This window comes from Paenibacillus sp. sgz302148, from assembly GCF_056120465.1.
The window spans coordinates 38,994-56,219 of record NZ_JBVYOJ010000009.1; the positions used below are offsets into that span (position 1 = coordinate 38,994).

18 protein-coding genes are annotated in these 17,226 nt (G+C 52.1%); 16 read left to right on the top strand and 2 right to left on the bottom strand.

Annotation, left to right across the window (positions count from 1 at the left end; translation table 11 throughout):
• Positions 1-79 precede the first annotated feature (79 nt).
• The 8 genes from AC0LWM_RS14645 (at position 80) to racE (ending at position 9,392) form a co-directional block, all read left to right on the top strand.
• The gene (locus AC0LWM_RS14645; RefSeq protein ID WP_474675699.1) at positions 80-2,461 is read left to right on the top strand and encodes a LysM peptidoglycan-binding domain-containing protein; all 2,382 of its coding nucleotides are present in this window, start codon (positions 80-82) and stop codon (positions 2,459-2,461) included.
• A 191-nt stretch (positions 2,462-2,652) separates the two neighbouring features.
• Complete coding sequence (locus AC0LWM_RS14650; protein WP_474675700.1) at positions 2,653-2,916, top strand: hypothetical protein; 264 nt, start codon at positions 2,653-2,655, stop codon at positions 2,914-2,916.
• A gap of 268 nt (positions 2,917-3,184) precedes the next feature.
• Complete coding sequence (gene cyoA, locus AC0LWM_RS14655) at positions 3,185-4,099, top strand: ubiquinol oxidase subunit II (RefSeq protein ID WP_474675701.1); 915 nt, start codon at positions 3,185-3,187, stop codon at positions 4,097-4,099.
• 18 nt (positions 4,100-4,117) lie between these two features.
• The gene (locus tag AC0LWM_RS14660) at positions 4,118-6,091 is read left to right on the top strand and encodes a cbb3-type cytochrome c oxidase subunit I (RefSeq protein ID WP_474675702.1); all 1,974 of its coding nucleotides are present in this window, start codon (positions 4,118-4,120) and stop codon (positions 6,089-6,091) included.
• Entirely contained in the window at positions 6,091-6,711 is a 621-nt protein-coding gene (gene cyoC / locus AC0LWM_RS14665) for a cytochrome o ubiquinol oxidase subunit III (protein ID WP_474675703.1), read from the top strand. Before AC0LWM_RS14660 ends, cyoC begins: the two co-directional genes overlap by 1 nt.
• A gap of 1 nt (position 6,712) precedes the next feature.
• Positions 6,713-7,045, top strand: a complete 333-nt coding sequence (gene cyoD / locus AC0LWM_RS14670; protein WP_474675704.1) for a cytochrome o ubiquinol oxidase subunit IV — start codon at positions 6,713-6,715, stop codon at positions 7,043-7,045.
• Between the two features lie 198 nt (positions 7,046-7,243).
• Positions 7,244-8,461, top strand: a complete 1,218-nt coding sequence (locus AC0LWM_RS14675) for a polysaccharide deacetylase family protein (protein ID WP_474675705.1) — start codon at positions 7,244-7,246, stop codon at positions 8,459-8,461.
• Positions 8,462-8,582: 121 nt separating this feature from the next.
• Positions 8,583-9,392: a glutamate racemase gene (gene racE / locus AC0LWM_RS14680; protein ID WP_474675706.1), complete on the top strand. Its 810-nt coding sequence runs from the start codon at positions 8,583-8,585 to the stop codon at positions 9,390-9,392.
• Positions 9,393-9,444: 52 nt separating this feature from the next.
• Here racE and AC0LWM_RS14685 read toward each other — a convergent pair whose 3' ends face one another.
• Both AC0LWM_RS14685 and AC0LWM_RS14690 read right to left on the bottom strand, forming a co-directional pair.
• Positions 9,445-9,909, bottom strand: coding sequence for a hypothetical protein (locus AC0LWM_RS14685; RefSeq protein WP_474675707.1), 465 nt, complete (start codon positions 9,907-9,909; stop codon positions 9,445-9,447).
• A gap of 17 nt (positions 9,910-9,926) precedes the next feature.
• Positions 9,927-10,478 carry an NAD(P)H-dependent oxidoreductase gene (locus tag AC0LWM_RS14690; RefSeq protein ID WP_474675708.1) on the bottom strand — a complete coding sequence of 184 codons (552 nt, stop codon included), beginning with the start codon at positions 10,476-10,478 and terminating at the stop codon, positions 9,927-9,929.
• Between the two features lie 172 nt (positions 10,479-10,650).
• Here AC0LWM_RS14690 and AC0LWM_RS14695 point away from each other — a divergent pair, with 172 nt between their 5' ends.
• From AC0LWM_RS14695 to AC0LWM_RS14730, 8 genes are all read left to right on the top strand, one after another.
• On the top strand, positions 10,651-11,289 hold the full coding sequence (locus AC0LWM_RS14695; RefSeq protein WP_474675709.1) for an HlyD family secretion protein: 639 nt from the start codon (positions 10,651-10,653) through the stop codon (positions 11,287-11,289).
• A 12-nt stretch (positions 11,290-11,301) separates the two neighbouring features.
• Positions 11,302-12,822 carry a DHA2 family efflux MFS transporter permease subunit gene (locus tag AC0LWM_RS14700; protein ID WP_474675710.1) on the top strand — a complete coding sequence of 507 codons (1,521 nt, stop codon included), beginning with the start codon at positions 11,302-11,304 and terminating at the stop codon, positions 12,820-12,822.
• Positions 12,823-12,912: 90 nt separating this feature from the next.
• Positions 12,913-13,143: a hypothetical protein gene (locus AC0LWM_RS14705; RefSeq protein WP_474675711.1), complete on the top strand. Its 231-nt coding sequence runs from the start codon at positions 12,913-12,915 to the stop codon at positions 13,141-13,143.
• Positions 13,144-13,455: 312 nt separating this feature from the next.
• A complete protein-coding gene (locus AC0LWM_RS14710) occupies positions 13,456-13,758 on the top strand; it encodes a HesB/IscA family protein (RefSeq protein WP_474675712.1) in 303 nt (100 codons plus the stop codon).
• On the top strand, positions 13,758-13,979 hold the full coding sequence (locus AC0LWM_RS14715) for a YuzB family protein (protein WP_474675713.1): 222 nt from the start codon (positions 13,758-13,760) through the stop codon (positions 13,977-13,979). The genes AC0LWM_RS14710 and AC0LWM_RS14715 overlap by 1 nt, the downstream gene beginning before the upstream one ends.
• A 106-nt stretch (positions 13,980-14,085) precedes the next feature.
• The gene (locus tag AC0LWM_RS14720; RefSeq protein ID WP_474675714.1) at positions 14,086-14,907 is read left to right on the top strand and encodes an EcsC family protein; all 822 of its coding nucleotides are present in this window, start codon (positions 14,086-14,088) and stop codon (positions 14,905-14,907) included.
• 144 nt (positions 14,908-15,051) lie between these two features.
• A complete protein-coding gene (locus AC0LWM_RS14725) occupies positions 15,052-15,390 on the top strand; it encodes a hypothetical protein (RefSeq protein WP_474675715.1) in 339 nt (112 codons plus the stop codon).
• Positions 15,391-15,462: 72 nt separating this feature from the next.
• Positions 15,463-17,142: a hypothetical protein gene (locus AC0LWM_RS14730; protein WP_474675716.1), complete on the top strand. Its 1,680-nt coding sequence runs from the start codon at positions 15,463-15,465 to the stop codon at positions 17,140-17,142.
• Positions 17,143-17,226 lie beyond the last annotated feature (84 nt).

Below are 17,226 nucleotides of genomic sequence, written 5' to 3' on the forward strand. Positions count from 1 at the left end.
ACCCTTTGCATACAATGTAGTAATTTCAACCGGGCTAATGCCGTGCCTTTCCCCAAATCCCATGAGGAGGTTCTCACGCGTGAAAATTCATATTGTCAAAAGAGGCGATACGCTATATTTGTTATCACAAAAATATAACGTGCCCCTGGAAAAAATTATTGAATTGAATCCGGAAATCGCAGACCCTAACAAGCTGACGATTGGTATGAAAGTCAAAATTCCGTCGACGATGCCAACCACGCCGGAAGGGATGCAAAAGCATATCGTCGTTCAAGGCGATACGCTTTGGAAAATTTCGAAAGCTTGGGGCGTACCGCTGCAAAGTCTGATTCAAGCGAATCCGCATCTGAAAAATCCGAACATGCTGATGATTGGCGAATCGGTGTTCATACCGACCGCAGGATCCGGCTACGATCCGAACATGTCCAATATGCCTAACGAAACGAACAAAGTGTTCACGGGAGAGAAGCCGTTTACGGGGCAAAAACCTTTCACCGGTCCGGTTCCGCCTGCTAACGTTCCGACACCGGCCCCGGCGCCGGCACCTGCTCCTGAGGTCGCCCCGGTCCAAAAGCCGGCGGAAGTGGTCCAGAAACCGGCCGAAGTGGTGCAGAAGCCAGTTGAGCAGGCACAAAAGCCGGCAGAAGCGGTGAAGGCTCCGGAAGTCAAACCTGCCGCTCCCGTACAAAAACCGGCAGCTTCAGTTGAAGAAAAGAAACCTGTGGCACATGCGGTTGAAAAGTCGAACGTCAATTTATTCAAAGAGCAGAAAGTACCGGCAATTGAAGCAAATTCGATCAGCTCGTTGGCACAAACAAACGTGAATAAATCGAATGTCATGCAGTCCAACACGATGCAGAAACCGTCGACAAACATCATGATGCCGAATGTCATGCAGCCGTCGAACGTGAAAATGCCGAATATTACGCAGCAAGCGGAAAAGAACATCTCACCGTACGCGCAGCCGATGGACAATATGGGATATCCGTATCCAATGCCGGATCATATGATGCCGTACGGCGGAGGGAACATCATGCCGTACGCCGAGTCGAACGTGATGCCATACGGCGGAGGGAACATCATGCCGTACGCCGAGTCGAACGTGATGCCATACGGCGGAGGGAATGTCATGCCGTACGGCGAGTCGAACATGATGCCATACGGCGGAGGGAACATCATGCCGCACGCCGAGTCGAACATGATGCCCTACGGCGGAGGGAATATCATGCCGTACGCTGAGGAGAACGTGATGCCATCCGGCAAAGGGAACATCATGCCGCACGCTGAGTCAAACATGATGCCGTACGGCGGCGGGAACATCATGCCGCACGCTGAGTCAAACATGATGCCGTACGGCGGCGGGAACATCATGCCGCACGCTGAGTCAAACATGATGCCGTACGGCGGCGGGAACATCATGCCGTACGCTGAGTCGAACGTGATGCCATCCGGCAAGGGGAACATCATGCCGTACGCTGAGTCGAACGTGATGCCATCCGGCAAGGGGAACATCATGCCGTACGCTCAGTCGAACGTGATGCCATCCGGCAAGGGGAACATCATGCCGTACGCTGAGTCGAACATGATGCCTTACGGCGAAGGGAACATCATGCCGTACGCTGAGTCGAACATGATGCCATACGGCGGTGGGAACATGATGCCGTACAGCGAGCCGAATGTGATGCCGCTTGCCGCACCTTCGAAGAAAATGCCGGTTACGAAGCCGGGCTGCGGCTGCAAATCGTGTCAAGAGGCTGCTGCAATTCAAGCCGCATCGCAAATGAACATGACGCCATATATGGTTTCGCCGAGCAACGTTTCAACGTACGGCGAAGCAACAACGAGTAACATATCGCCATACGCATCGCCGAATAAAATGTCGCCATTTAACGTGGAGCCGAGCAACGTGTCGCCATACGGAGCAATGCCGAATAACATTTCACCATATAACGTAGAACCGAGCAACGTATCGCCATACGGCGCAACTCCGAATAACATTTCGTCATTTAACGTAGAACCGAGCAACGTATCGCCATACGGCGCAACACCGAACACGATTTCACCGTACAGCGCATCTCCGAACAACATATCGCCGTATAGCATGGAGATGAGCATGGGCAATGCTGCCCCGAACCTGTACAGCAACTCTGTCGTCGTTAATCCGTATATGTACCATTATCCGCAAGCGTATTTTCATGCTCAAGAAGATTGCGGCTGCGGGGGCGGCATGCGCGAGGGCGAAACGCAGGTGGAGCAACAAGTAGAACAGCCGATTGCAACATTCGCCGAGGCCGAAGTCGGTACGGATCAGACTTCTTCCGGTTCATCGGGAAGCACTGCGACCATTCGTGTGGCCAACGATTCGCCCGTCAGAAAAAAATCAAGGACAAAAGTAGCTCATAAACCGCGGAAAAAAACGATTTCCAAAAGGAGAACCAGCTATCCGTGGGTGAACATGTAAAAAAGCGTTCGTCATACCGAATCCCTCTCGATGATCGAGAGGGATTTTTGGCTTGGAACAGGGGAGGCGAGGTTTCAAAACTTTTTGTCATTTTATTGATCAATAAGTGAAAATTTTATGAACAAAATGAAGAATATATGTTATACTAGGTTTAAGAAAACACTTTCATTAGAACGTAGGAGTGATCGTAAGTGACTACGAAAACGGCAGTTGTTCATCAGCATCGCAAGGAACGGGATGTTCAAAGTTTAGTAACGATTATGACGGCGGCCGCATGGATTTTGCTCGGCATTGGGTTGCTGCTTTGTTTATTGAATATAGGGCATTTCAGCGACCGCAACACTTCGCTTATGGTAGGGCTTGGTTTTATGGTCGGCAGCGTTCATATTTATGTGATCCGCACGGCCATTCATCTTGTTCATTCCCGCCCCGGAACGGAAGACAACGAAAGTTAAGATCAATCGAATATTGCATACCGCGAGCCCCTTGGGAAATTTCCCGAGGGGTTTTTTGCCATTCGTAATAGCGAATTTGAATACTCGTAACGGGATTTTGACCTCCGATGTTCGCAATTTCTACATATATGTCCGCCGCGTGAAAAATGTTTTACAGAAGTAAGACGAAATGTTGACTTGTTTGTTACACACCTCCAAACCATGCTTTCAATCTGTTACTGTTAGATTATGAAAAAGATCACACTTTCCTCGTAAGGAGAGCACCGACATGAAAATACGTAAAACAGTAGTCAAAATCGCGGTTCCGCTGATGCTGCTGCTCATGGCCATTACATTGTCAGGCTGTGCGGATCAGATCATCGTCATGGACCCGAAAGGACCGGTCGCGCAAAAGCAAATGGAGCTGATTTGGATCTCCATCATTTTATGCGCCATCATCCTTGTCCCGGTATTGATCTTGACGGCGTACATCGTCTGGCGTTACCGCGACAAAAAAGGCAACAAAGCGGCATATAAGCCGAATTGGTCACACAGCACATGGATGGAAACGGTATGGTGGGGAATCCCGATCGTCATCATCGCTATTCTCGCCGTTTTTACCGTTCGCGGTACGTATGAGCTGGAGCCGTCCAAGCCGATTGCTTCCGAGCAGAAGCCGATCGTCATCCAAGTGACTTCGCTCGATTGGAAATGGTTGTTCAATTATCCGGAACAAGGGATTGCGACAGTTAACTATATCGAAATTCCGAAGGGCGTACCGGTCAAGTTCGAGCTGACGTCGGACGCACCGATGAACTCCTTCTGGGTTCCTCAGCTCGGCGGACAGATTTATACGATGTCCGGTATGGCGATGACATTGTATTTGCAGGCAGACGAATTCGGCACATATTACGGCACCGGAGCGAACTTCAGCGGCGAACGGTTCGCCGATATGCGATTCAATGTCAAGGCCGTATCGCAAGACGATTTTGACAAGTGGGTCGACGGGATCAAGAAATCCTCTCCTGCGCTGACCGTCGAAGGGTACGAGCAATTGGCGAAGCCGGGCTCTTCCAAGGTGCAGTACTTCTCTTCGTTCCCGGAAGGCTTGTTCCAGCGAATCGTCACCAAATATGCGGTCGGAGGAAGCTCGCATGCCGGACACGGCGGATCCGCGACTTCTGCCGAAACCCCAAAAGACTAACGAGAGGAGGCCCATTCCATGCTAAATAATTATATGAAAGCTACATCCGACTTTTTCGTCACCGGCGATCCGCTCATTCTGGGTGCGCAAGTCAGCATCGCTCTGACAATGGTCGCCATCGTGTTCGTGCTGTTTTATTTTCGCAAATGGGGTTGGCTGTGGCGTGAATGGATCACGACCGTCGATCATAAACGAATCGGCATCATGTATATCATTTGTTCGATTCTAATGCTGTTCCGCGGCGGCGTCGACGCGCTGCTCATGCGGCTTCAGCTGGCCATGCCCAACTTGGAATTCCTGCAGGCCGACCATTATAATCAGATTTTTACGACGCACGGCGTCATTATGATTCTCTTCATGGCGATGCCTCTGATGTTCGGTTTGTTCAACATCGTCGTCCCGCTGCAGCTCGGGGCGCGCGACGTCGCGTATCCGTTCCTGAACTCGCTCAGCTTCTGGCTGTTCTTCTTCGGCGCGATGCTGTTCAACGTGTCGTTCGTCATCGGCGGTTCGCCGGATGCAGGCTGGCTCGCCTATCCGCCGCTGTCGGAAATGTCGCATAGCCCCGGCGTCGGCCAAAATTTCTATATTTGGGGCATACAGATTTCCGGGATCGGCAGCTTGGCGACAGGCATCAACTTTATCGTCACGATCTTGAAGATGCGTGCACCCGGCATGAAACTGATGAAAATGCCGATGTTTTCGTGGTCGGTGCTATCGAGCTGTATCGCGATCATTTTCGCCTTCCCGATTTTGACCGTAACGTTAGCTTTGCTGTTCCTCGACCGATTTGCGGGTGCGCATTTCTTCACCCTCGACGGCGGGGGCAACCCGATGATGTATATTAACCTCATCTGGATGTGGGGTCACCCTGAAGTCTATATCGTCGTGCTGCCTGCATTCGGCATTTTCTCCGAAGTGGTGGCAACCTTCTCGAGGAAAAAGCTGTTCGGCTACAACTCGATGGTGTTCGCCATGATCATCATCAGCGTCCTTTCGTTCTTCACTTGGCTCCATCACTTCTTCACGATGGGTTCGGGGGCGGATGTCAATGCGTTCTTCGCGTTAACGACGATGCTCATTGCAATTCCGACCGGGGTCAAAGTATTCAACTGGCTGTTTACGATGTTCCGGGGACGAATCCAGTTCTCCACCCCGATGATGTGGGCGATCGCGTTTATTCCGTGCTTCGTCGTCGGCGGGATGACAGGCGTGCTGCTGTCGGTTGCACCGGCGGACTTCCAGTTCCATAACAGCTACTTCCTGATTGCGCATTTCCACCAAGTGCTGATCGGGGGCGTCGTATTCGGTTATTTTGCAGGACTATATTATTGGTGGCCAAAAATGTTCGGCTTCAAGCTGAACGAACGGCTCGGCAAATGGGCGTTCTGGTTCTGGAACATCGGGTTCTACGTCTGCTTCATGCCGCAATATTTGCTCGGCTTGATGGGGATGACGCGCCGGACGTACGTATACGATTTCGATATGGGTTGGGGACCGCTGAACCTCGTATCGACCGTCGGCGGATTTTTGATGGGCATCGCGTTTATTTTCCAAGTATGGCAAATCGCATACAGCATCAAAAACCACAAGAAGGACACGACGGGCGATGCATGGAACGGACGGACGCTGGAATGGTCGATCTCGTCGCCGGCGCCGCATTATAACTTTGCGGTCATCCCGCACGTCCAAGACACCGACGATTGGTGGGAGCGGAAGGAGCGCGGAGAAAAACCGCTGACGCCGATTCCGAGGTCACAGCTTGCGCCGATCCATATGCCGAAAAACTCGGCGATTCCGTTCATCAAATCGTTCCTTTGGTTTTTCGTAGGCTTCGGCTTCGTATGGGGCTGGCTGTGGATGGCGATCCCGTCGCTGATCGGCGTAGGCATTTGCATGCTTGCCCGCTCGTTCACGTACGATACCGACTATTATATCCCGGTGGATGAAGTCGACCGGACAGAAAAAGCGTTAAGGGAGGCGACGGTCTAATGGCACATGCGGCTGCACATTCCGGACATGACCATCAGCATGGCGACCATCACGAGCACCATGACCAGGAGTCGCTGAAAACGTTCGGATTTTGGATATTTCTCATTACCGACTGTATTTTATTCGGTTCCTTGTTCGCGACATATATCGTTCTGCACGGCAATACGAACGGCGGACCGACGGCAGAAGAGCTGTTCCAGATGCCGGGCATCATCGCGGAAACGTTTATCCTGCTTACGAGCAGCTTCACCAGCGGTTTGGCTGTGCTCGCGATGCACAAAGGGCTCAAAAATCAGCTGATCGGCTGGCTGGCCGTCACTGCGCTGCTCGGCGCCGCTTTTATCGGACTGGAAGTGACGGAGTTCGTCCATATGGCAGGCGAAGGCGCGACGATGTCGACAAGCGCCTTCCTGTCCGCTTTCTTCGCGCTGGTCGGAACGCACGGTTTGCACGTTTCGCTTGGCTTGATCTGGATGGTTGGGCTGATGCTGCAGCTGCGCAAACGCGGCATCACGCCGGTAACGAAGCGGAAGGTCGAAGTCATCAGCTTGTACTGGCATTTCCTCGACGTCGTATGGATTTTCGTCTTCACGGTCGTATATTTGATGGGGGTGATGTAGCATGAAACAGCATACGAACGCCGCCGGTCATGAACACGAAGGCTCGCACGGATCGCTCAAATCTTATGTGATCGGCTTCCTGCTCTCCATCGTGCTGACGATCATCCCGCTCGTCGTCGTGCTGAACGACATGCTTAGCCGGTCGGGGACGATCGTGCTCATTCTGATCATGGCGGTGCTGCAGTTCGCCGTCCAGCTCATATTCTTCATGCATTTGAAGGAAGGCGAAAACTCCCGCTGGAACATGACGGCGCTGGTGCTTGGCCTCGTCATTCTGGTGACGATCGTCGCGGGCTCCATCTGGATCATGACCTACAACCAAGTGGCGCATTGATTCACGGTTTGTCAAAATACGCAAGACGCAAAGACGTCCGGTCTCTTCGATCGGGCGTTTTTGTATCTTGTGTTTGCAGGCGGTTGTGATCATAAACGGCAATGCGGCAGTGTTCGGCCGAAGAAGTCGTCCTATGTCGAAAGACGCTTGACAATGCTTCTGCCGGGGAGGATACTAAGGTGCAAAGAGGTGATGATCATGCAATCCGGTAAATCGCGTCCGCGCCACCGGGCGAAGAAGCGAACGATCCCAATGAAGAAGGGCTGGCTCCAAACCTCATTAGCCCTTGTACTTGTCGGTTCGCTCACACTTTCAGGTTGTGCCGCCAAGCCGATTGCAAGCGGGATGCAGCCAGCATCAAACACAACCAAGTCCGAACCGCCTGCGCCTAATGCATCGTCAATCGGCTCTTCGTCAGAAGGCACGGGCGATATTGCGGTTACGGAACCGCCGAAGGAAGAACCGGAGGCAGAAGCAGCGGCACCGGATGCTCCACAGGAAGAGAAGCCGACTGCCAAACCGGCTCAGGAGCCGAACGGCACGCAAAGCGATAAACCGGTTGATGCTACGGCGGACAAACCAACTGACAAACCGGCGGACAAACCGGCTGCGAACTCGTCGACTACGACGGAAACCAGACCGAGGCAGGGAGGCGCGGCTGTTGTCGATAAGAAGCCGTCCAAGCCAACCGCAAAGGACGCGGCGAAGCCCAAACAACCAACAAAGGCTCAGCAGGAGCTTTCGTGGTACTATATGAAGAAGAAAAAAGGCGTTGTACCTGATTTTCCGGCTGCAAAAGCGTTTAAACCCGAGCAGAACGTCGTTTGGGTCGGCACCGGCAAAAACGTCTATTTGACTTTTGATACCGGCTCAGGCCTTGGCGATGCGGATAAGCTGCTCAAGGCATTGAAGGATGGCGGCGTGAAGGCGACATTTTTCGTGACGGGACGCAACATTAAGAATAATCCCGAATTTATTAAACAAGCGGTTGAAGAAGGTCATCTTGTCTTGAACCATTCGATGTCGCACCGCAGCTTTACCGAAATGAGCGATGATGAAGTGAAGAAGGAAATCGCCGATACGGAGGCGGCTTACAAAGCCGTAACCGGACAGGAGCTTGATAAATTTTTCCGGTTCCCGTACGGAAAATACAATCCGCATTTGCTGCAGCTGGTCGCCGATCTGGGTTACACCTCGGTATTCTGGTCAACTGCTATGAAGGATTGGGTGCCGCGCAAAAACGGCGCGGACGATGCTTATAACGACGTCATCAATCATTTGCATGACGGGGACATCATTTTGATGCATCAAAATTCGAAGGAGAACGTCGAGGCGCTTCCGCGAATCATTAGGAAAATCGAGGAAGAAGGGTATCATTTTTCCTTGGTTTCGGATTTGACCCCTTCGCAGAATTGAGTTACGATATTCAAGAGCAATTCGGCTCCACTCGAGCCCAGGTACGTTTTGTAAACGTCATACATATTCTAACCATGTATAAAAACCTAAACCATCCAACAGAAAAGGAAGCGGTGTGTTCGTGCAGCAAGCAATCGCCATATTTGATTCCGGTGTGGGAGGTTTAACGGTCGTCCGCGAAGTGATGAGGCAGCTCCCCCGTGAGAAGATCATCTACTTCGGCGATACGGAACGCGCGCCATACGGGCCGCGTTCTGCTGAAGAAGTTGTGTTGTTTACACGGCAAATTGTCGACTATTTGTTACAGTTCCAACCGAAAATGATCGTTATTGCATGTAATACAGGTACGGCGTTTGCGCTTGAGGATATACGTCAAAGAGTGTCGATCCCCGTCGTTGGTGTCATCCATCCGGGAGCTAGAGCAGCCATCAAAACGACCAAAACCGGAGTCGTCGGCGTGATCGGAACCGAAGGGACGATCCGCAGCGGCGCTTATGTCAGTGCGCTCCGGCAATTGTCGCCGAATATCGATGTCGTAAGCCAGGCTTGCCCGGCCTTCGTGCCCCTTGTCGAGAACGGCATATTCCGCACAAGGGAAACTTGGATTACGGTCAGCAGGTCACTCGAACCGTTGCAAGGGAAACCGATCGACTGTTTAATATTAGGCTGCACCCATTATCCGTTTTTGGCCGATACGATTTCCGAGGTGATGGGGCCGGGCGTGTCGCTGATCAGCTCGGCGGAAGAGACAGCCCGGGAAATTAGCGCAATCCTGTATCATAAAGGTCAATTGGCCCGATTCGACGATGTGCCGATCCATCAGTTTTTTTGCAGCGGCAATCCGAGGATGTTCCAAAGCATTGCCCAGCAGTGGCTTGGCGAACAAATTCAGCTGACGCCGGTTGTCTGGCAAGTGCCCAAAATCGTTTAAATACTCGATCAAGCCGGCGTTCCTCCCGAACGCCGGCTTTTTATTGCTGTCGTTACGGCCCCCCGGAACGTCCTTTTTGCTCCGCTTCCAATGGTTCAGACTCTTGCTTCTGCATGCTGCGCAAGGCGTCCCGGTACTGCGCATCGGTCATGTGCAAACGTTTGGCCGCCGGCTCTTCGGTCGTCATCGACTGAAATTGCCGAAGCGCATTCCGGTAGCTGCTATCGTTTAATCGTTGCTTGTCGCCTTTGTCGCGCATCGTCCGATCGGCTTTGCTCCGACTTGCCTCCTCGTCCCGAAGGGCATACGCTTTGTCGGCGGCCAAAGACCGGTCTCCATTCGGTTTGATGCTCGAATGCTCGTTCGCTAGCGTATTTGAAACGGGCGCGGCTTGCTCAGGTTCCCGATTCGCCTGCCTTGCGTTTCTACGTTGATTGCCGGCGGCTCGTACATTGAAGACGATCAGCAGAACAACGACGATCAGGGCGACGACGCCGAATATAATCAATGTTGCCATAAGTTGAGGCTCCTTGCCTAAGTATGGTGGCTTGCGGCAAATCGTTTCGTGACGAGAGCGATCCTTTTGCCGAACGTCCTGCCGAGCGCCATATCGCTCTCCGTAGGGAGATTAAGCGGCGCATCTTCGGACGCTTCGACCGGACAAGTTACACCGAGTCCGTAATACGATCCGTATAATGCATTTTCCGGCAAATTCGCCGGCAAGCCTACGATAATCATGCCGTGATGCATCATCGGCGTAATCAAGTTGAGCATGGTCGCCTCCAACCCGCCGTGCTCCGTGGCCGTCGTACAGAATACCGCTCCGATCTTGTCGACGAGACTTCCGTGAGCCCATAGGTAACCGAGCTTATCGATCCACGCTTTCAAACCCGCACTGATCGTGCCGAAATGGCCGGGACAGCCCCATACGATAGCGTCCATCTCGGACAGCATGTGAATATCGGCACGCTCTACGTCCTCCAGTATGACTTCCGCTTCTTCCACACTGCGCGCCCCTTCGGCGATAGATTTCGCGAGCACCGCGGTATGGCCGTTATCGCTATCGTAAACGATATATATTTTCATCCATGTTCAACTCCAAGCAATATAGTATCGGCAAGATATACAATCTCCTTATACTATGCCTACATTTCGCGGCTTTATTCTATAGGTTGCGGACACGGAAGTCCGATGCATAAAGCGGTTTCGCTTAGGCAAGCCTATCAGCGACATCTGTATCAAAAGGAGAATCCAAACCATGAACAGCTCTCGCGTTGTCATCATCAACGTTATCGTCGTTCTGCTTCTCATTGCCGGAGGCGGAACGGCCTTCTATTATTACACGCAATCGATCAACTACATATCAACCGATAATGCGCGCGTTGACGGCCAGCCCATACCGGTTGCTTCCCCGGCTGCCGGGCAATTAACCGAGTGGCGCGGCGAGGTAGGCAAATCCTTCATGACCGGCGATCGTATCGGCACGGTCAAAACGTCTGCCGGCAGTGTCCAAATAACGGTTCCCATCGGCGGTACGATCGTTCAGCAGTCGGCTGTTACGAATGCGATCGTTGGGGCCGGTTCGCCGCTGGCACGGGCATACGATCTGAATAATCTCTGGGTCACCGCCAATGTCAATGAAACGGGCATTAATGACGTGAAGATCGATCAAGTGGTCGACGTATATGTAGATGCTTTCCCTGGTACTACACTCACGGGTAGAGTATCGGCAATTGGACTGGCTACGGCAAGCACCTTCTCGCTGCTGCCAACCTCGAACACGACCTCCAACTATACGAAGGTTACGCAAGTCATCCCGGTTACGGTCAAATTGGACGGATATCGGGGGACGAGCCTCGTTCCGGGGATGAGCGTATCCGTCAGAATTCATAAATAAGGAGGGATCGCTGTGGCTAAGGAGAATACATCCCGCATCATTGCGGTGCTTGTATTGGGCATGTTCATCGCGATCCTGAACCAGACACTCATCAATGTGGCCATTCCGCATATGATGGTTGATTTGAACGTATCGACCACCACGATCCAATGGTTGTCCACCGGATTTATGCTGGTAAACGCCGTGCTGATTCCGATCAGCGCGTTTCTGATGGAAACGATCGGCACGCGCATGCTGTTCGTTGCAGCGATGGCCTTTTTTACGATCGGCTCGGCAATCTGCGGTTTTTCCCCGACTTTCTCGCTCATTTTGATCGGCAGGCTGACGCAAGCGGTCGGCGCGGGCATTATGATGCCGCTCGTGACCAATGTATTTCTACGTACGTTCCCGCCTGAAAAAATGGGGAAAGCGATGGGGACGATGGGCATCGCGATGATGTTCGCTCCCGCGATCGGGCCGACGTTCGCCGGATGGATCATCGAAAGCTACTCTTGGCGGCTTTTGTTCTATATTATGATTCCGCTCGGCGTGATCGAAATTTTGCTGGCGCTGAAATGGCTGACGAACGTGATGAAGCTGACTTATCCAAAGTTCGACCTGTGGGGTGCCGTATTCTCCACCATCGGTTTCGGCGGGCTGCTGTACGGGTTAAGCGAGGCGGGAAGCAAAGGATGGACAAGCGGGACGGTTATCGGTTTCGTCGTCGTAGGCGTGCTTTTTGTCGTCTTCTTCATATGGCGGGAGTTGACGGCCGAACAGCCGCTGCTCCGGATGGACGTGTTCAAGTACAGCACGTTTACGTTAACTACGCTCGTAAGCGTCGTCGTTAACATGGCCATGTTCGGAGCTATGCTGCTGCTGCCGATTTACGTCCAGAACATTCGGGGCTATACGCCTCTTCAATCGGGGCTGCTGCTGCTGCCGGGAGCGCTGCTGATGGGAGTCATGTCGCCGATTTCCGGGGCGCTCTTCGACAAGATCGGCATTCGGCCGCTGGCAATAATCGGGCTCACGATCACGGCGGTCACGACATTCGAATTCACCAAGCTGACATCGGATACGACATACACTCACTTGCTCATCCTGTATGCCTTACGAAGCTTCGGGATGTCCTTTATCATGATGACGATCATGACCGCAGGGTTGAACCAACTCCCTCGGGCTTTGAAAACGCACGGTACGGCGATGTCCAATACGATGCGCCAGGTGGCAAGCTCCTTCGGCACGGCGCTGCTCGTCACCATCATGTCGTCGCGGACGACGGTGCATATGGCGGGTTACATCAACAATGTAACGTCGGCCAATCCGATTGCGTCGGATATGTATGCATCGGTACAGACGGCGTTAACGGTGTCGGGCGGACTTACGCCGGAGGCGGGGGCGGCGACGACCGGTTCGCTGCTCGCGGGATTGGCCAGCCGGGAATCGTCGATCAGCGGCATCAACGATGCATTCATCGTGGCGACGGTCATCACGATCGTCGGATTGGTCATCTCGATTTTTCTGCGGAAGACGAAACCGGCCGAAACCTGAAGAAAATCAGATCCTGTAGAATGCTTGGGGAAAGACGCCTTATCCTTAAGCATGCGTCGAATAGCCGAATACCGATTGGATGTGGCATCTGTGCGTAAATTATTTTCTCTGCGCCATTGGGCTCACGTATTGCGCCGGGTATGGCGGTTACTTCTATCTCCTCAAGTCCCCTTGGGGGAAAAGCTTCTATTCGGTATTCCGGTGGTTGTCTACTGGATTATGCCGGATGTGCTGCCCTTTATGCCGATCGACGATATTGCCGTGACGATGATGCTGGCAAGCTGGTTCTCCGACCGGATGGAGCGCAAATATCCGCAGTAACGGGGTTGGCCGGGTAGGCGTCCGAACGCTGCGGACAACGCTGATGCCCTCGTGTTGTAGTGAAGCTGGCTGCAGATCCGTTGTTGCTTTACCGTCCCGCTTTCTTTATAATATCAGATAGTAGAAGTTTTCAGCGAAGCTGAAGCTATCTGATATTTCAAGAAAAACTTCCTCTTACGCAGGGGCATTCATCGTGGAGAAGCTCCGAATAGGGGTTTTTCTTATAATATCAGAAAGTAGAAGTTTTTAGCGGAGCTGAAGTAGAAGTTTTCAGCGGAGCTGAAGCTTATCAGCATACAGGAGATGTTACCGATGCAATGTAAAATTACGCGCAACGCGGCAAAAATTATTCAACAAGAGCTAGATAAAGAAGAGAATAAATCACTCAAGCTTCGAGTTATCGTTACCCATTCCCATGGCGACCACGCCCACTACGGCATGGACCTGGACGAGCCGACGGACAACGATGAAGTCGTCACAACCGATAAAGGAATCGATGTTCTGCTGGCCAAAAACGAACCGATGCTGGACGGCGTCAAAATCGATTATTTATATATGCCGGAGGAAGGCTTCGTCATTACGAATCCGGCGAAAGGCAACCACGGGGATCACTAATGGCTAACGATATTCGAATTTGCGACAAGTGCAAGCATATCAAGCTGAAGACGATGCTGCCGAAGCTGAAGCAGCTCGCACCGGACGCCGACATCAAGGTAGGCTGCAAGTCGTATTGCGGTCCTTGCGATCGTTACGCATTCATTTTTATTAATGGACGGTATATTAAAGGCGCGACCGAAGACGAAGCGATCGAAGCGGCGAAAAAATACGTGAAATAAAATAACCGTTCTCCGGATAGGAGGACGGTTATTTTGCAATTATGAATCCTGTAGCCGTTTTTCGACGTATTAGAATCAAATCGAATATCGATAGGAGTGGGCGCGGTTGCCATACATCGAGAACAAAGAAGCCATATTGCAAGCATTAAAGGAAGTTAAGAAATGGGAAGACGACCAAAAGGACTTATGGTTCTGGGAGAAGCTCGGCAGGCTTCCGTTTGTTCTGCTGGACCGGTTGACGCCCAAGCTCGTTCAGGATAAAGTCGGACAGGTCATCGACGAGATCGGTGGTTATATTCAAACGGGCGGCAATTTTCTCGTAAGCGAGCAGGGCGTTTTAAGGACGCTGGAGCAGAAGTCGGCCCAGTTCGGAGCATACGGGCCCGTTACTTTCGAGAATGCCGGCAATATGCCTTTAGCGGCCATGGACCAGCTTGCCGAGGAGCTGCAATCGTCGCGCAAGAAATACGCCACCGTCCAAGGAGCGACGACGGGTTTCGGCGGCGTGTTCACCCTGGCGATCGATATTCCGGCGCTGCTCGGGTTATCGCTGAAGGTGCTGCAAGAGATCGCCGTCAGTTACGGCTTCGATCCGAATGATAAGGCGGAGCGGATCTTTATCGTAAAATGCTTGCAGTTCTCCTCCTCCGACATCGTCGGCAAAAAAGCGATCATCGAGGAGCTGGCCGATTTCGACAACGAAGACCGGCAGCGGCAGACGGCTTCCCAATTGCAGGGGTGGAAGGAAGCGATTATCGCTTATGCCGACAATTACGGATGGAAGAAGCTGTTTCAGCTCATTCCGGTTGCCGGCATGGTGTTCGGCGCATTCTTAAACCGGTCTACCGTTGACGATGTAGCGGAGACGGGCAAGATGCTGTACAGGAAACGGAGAGCGCTGCGCAAGCTGGCTGAGCTTGAGACTTAGGGACAAGTTTCCCTAAGCTTCTTTTTTTGTCGACACAAAAAGTTCGAAAAGCCTTGTCAAAAACGTGACCTTGGAACTATAATATGTGATGTTGCTGGAATCGAAGGAAATAATTCCAAAGAGAAACGTTCAGGAGGAAATGCAATGAGTCAGTCAAGGGTTTGGAAATGGGTTACCGGGGCATTGGAACTATTATTGGCAATCCCGCTAATCGGCGGAACGATTGTTATGGGGTTCTATTATATCCCGTTGATTGTCATGCTAGCGCTGCATATCGTAACGTTGGTGGTCAGTTCGCAGGAGAAAACGTCCAAAGCGGCCAGCATTCTCGGCATCGTCACGTCTTGCGTGGCTTGGATTCCGTTCGTAGGTTGGGTGATGCACTTGCTTACGGCGATCTTGCTGATGGTCGCTGCCGCGAAGAAGGAAGTTCAGCCTCCGCCGCCGCCGCCGTATTATGGCCAGCCGCCGCAGCAATTTTAACCCATCGAATCATACCCGCAACATGAAGCCGGAATCAACTCCGGCTTTTTTCTTTGAAGGAGGGAAATTATTTTGGATCCAATCAAGAAGAACGTATGGGGCCGCATCTGGAAGTATAAGCTGCACTATATCATCGTATTGCCGGCGCTGCTGCTTATTTTTATATTCAAGGGGCTTCCGTTTATTCAGGGCGTTCGGATGGCGTTCGTCGATTATAAAATATTTGCCGGGCTGGCAGGGAGCGACGATGTAGGTTGGGCCAATTTTTCGTCGTTATGGGACGATCCGGCTTTTGTCAATGCGCTGTCGAATACGTTTGCGATCAAGCTTGAGTATATGGCGGCTGGCGGATTGCTCGCGTTCCTGCTTGCCTTGGGCTTAAGCCACATCCGGAGCGGCAGATGGAGGTCGGCGCTTTCCGCCTTGTTCATGGCGCCATATTTTATCCCGTCCGTCGTATTGGCCTATGCCACGATGCTTGTTTTGTCGCCGGATCATTCTCCGCTTTTCCGATTGGACGTTCCCGTTCTCGGCGATACGAGGTTTTACCAGCCTATGCTTGTATCGGTTGAAGTGGTGAAGACGGTAGGCATTCCCGTATTGGTCGCCTTGGCTGCAATCCAATCCAGAATCGCCGCGGTGCCTTTAACAGCAAATTACTTGCATACGCACATCGCCCCTGCAGTTCGATCGATTGCCGCCTTTATGCTGGTCCAGCTTTCCGCGGTATTGACGACGGATTTTGAGTTAGCGAACAGCTTGTTGAACCCGCTCATTTACGAAGTTGGAGATACGCTCGAAACGTATAATTTCAGGGTCGGATTCTTCATGGCGGAGTACAGCCGCGCCAGTGCCGTATGGCTTGTGCAGTTCGTCGTACAGCTGATTTGCACGCTGCTGGCTTACGTGCTGGTTCGCGGACTGTTTTCAAAGGATCTGTTCAGCATGTTTCCGGCAGCGCAGACGAAACGATCGGGGGGAAGCAGAGGATTTGCCGGCACCATATTGTCCATAATCTATGGCATCGTGCCGCTCGTGTTATTGTTCATCGTTTTGGTATATCCGTTTACCGTTCCGAGCGCTTCCGGCATAAGCTTGTGGGAAATCGTGTCGAAAGGAAACGTTTTGCCGCATTTGTCTATCGGGCTGTTGTCGGTCATCGGCTTTTTGTTCATCACCTTAACGCTTGCATATCCTCTTACTGTTAAAGATTTGCCCGGCCGCGGGCTGTATAAGGTCGTGTTAATGGCCGTCATGACACTCGGAGGCGCAACGCTTCCGGAATATATGCTGTTCCACAGCATGGGAATGGTCAATACGGTGTTTCCGACCCTGTTCGGCGGCCTATTCTCAATCATCAGCGTTTTTGTGCTGAAAAGCATATTCAACAGCAAATATTCGGACCTGAAGCGGCAAGCAGCCGAAGGTGGACTCGGAGAATTGCACGCGCTGTTCTATCTTTTCATTCCGAAGATTTGGAAGCCGCTGCTTGCGCTTGGCGTGCTGCAATTCGTCACGCTGTGGAACTCTTATATCTACTCCTTTATCTATACAGCGAACGAAGAACGATTTTCACCGACAATGTTATTCCGCACCATCTCAGTAGGCGGCGGTACGCTCGGCATACCTCCCGGAGATCCGATCATCATGCGTTACGGAGCCTTGATCTGCGTGCCAAGCTTGCTATTGCTGTTGTTGTTCAGGCGCTGGTTGACGTCAGAGGTATTCATGAACCAATCTCGCAACCTTTAATCCGCATATCCGATACAAGCAAACAAAAGCCGCTGGAAATCGCTCCAGCGGCTTTTGTCGTTCGGGAGTCCCTTCGATTAGAAG

What these genes read in the sequence shown, in the direction of transcription:
- cyoA (WP_474675701.1), top strand. Translation starts at nt 3,185, where the DNA reads ATGAAAATACGTAAAACAGTAGTCAAAATCGCGGTTCCGCTGATGCTG.
- AC0LWM_RS14660 (WP_474675702.1), top strand. Translation starts at nt 4,118, where the DNA reads ATGCTAAATAATTATATGAAAGCTACATCCGACTTTTTCGTCACCGGC.
- cyoC (WP_474675703.1), top strand. Translation starts at nt 6,091, where the DNA reads ATGGCACATGCGGCTGCACATTCCGGACATGACCATCAGCATGGCGAC.
- cyoD (WP_474675704.1), top strand. Translation starts at nt 6,713, where the DNA reads ATGAAACAGCATACGAACGCCGCCGGTCATGAACACGAAGGCTCGCAC.
- AC0LWM_RS14675 (WP_474675705.1), top strand. Translation starts at nt 7,244, where the DNA reads ATGCAATCCGGTAAATCGCGTCCGCGCCACCGGGCGAAGAAGCGAACG.
- AC0LWM_RS14685 (WP_474675707.1), bottom strand. Translation starts at nt 9,909, where the DNA reads ATGGCAACATTGATTATATTCGGCGTCGTCGCCCTGATCGTCGTTGTT.
- AC0LWM_RS14690 (WP_474675708.1), bottom strand. Translation starts at nt 10,478, where the DNA reads ATGAAAATATATATCGTTTACGATAGCGATAACGGCCATACCGCGGTG.
- AC0LWM_RS14695 (WP_474675709.1), top strand. Translation starts at nt 10,651, where the DNA reads ATGAACAGCTCTCGCGTTGTCATCATCAACGTTATCGTCGTTCTGCTT.
- AC0LWM_RS14710 (WP_474675712.1), top strand. Translation starts at nt 13,456, where the DNA reads ATGCAATGTAAAATTACGCGCAACGCGGCAAAAATTATTCAACAAGAG.
- AC0LWM_RS14715 (WP_474675713.1), top strand. Translation starts at nt 13,758, where the DNA reads ATGGCTAACGATATTCGAATTTGCGACAAGTGCAAGCATATCAAGCTG.
- AC0LWM_RS14725 (WP_474675715.1), top strand. Translation starts at nt 15,052, where the DNA reads ATGAGTCAGTCAAGGGTTTGGAAATGGGTTACCGGGGCATTGGAACTA.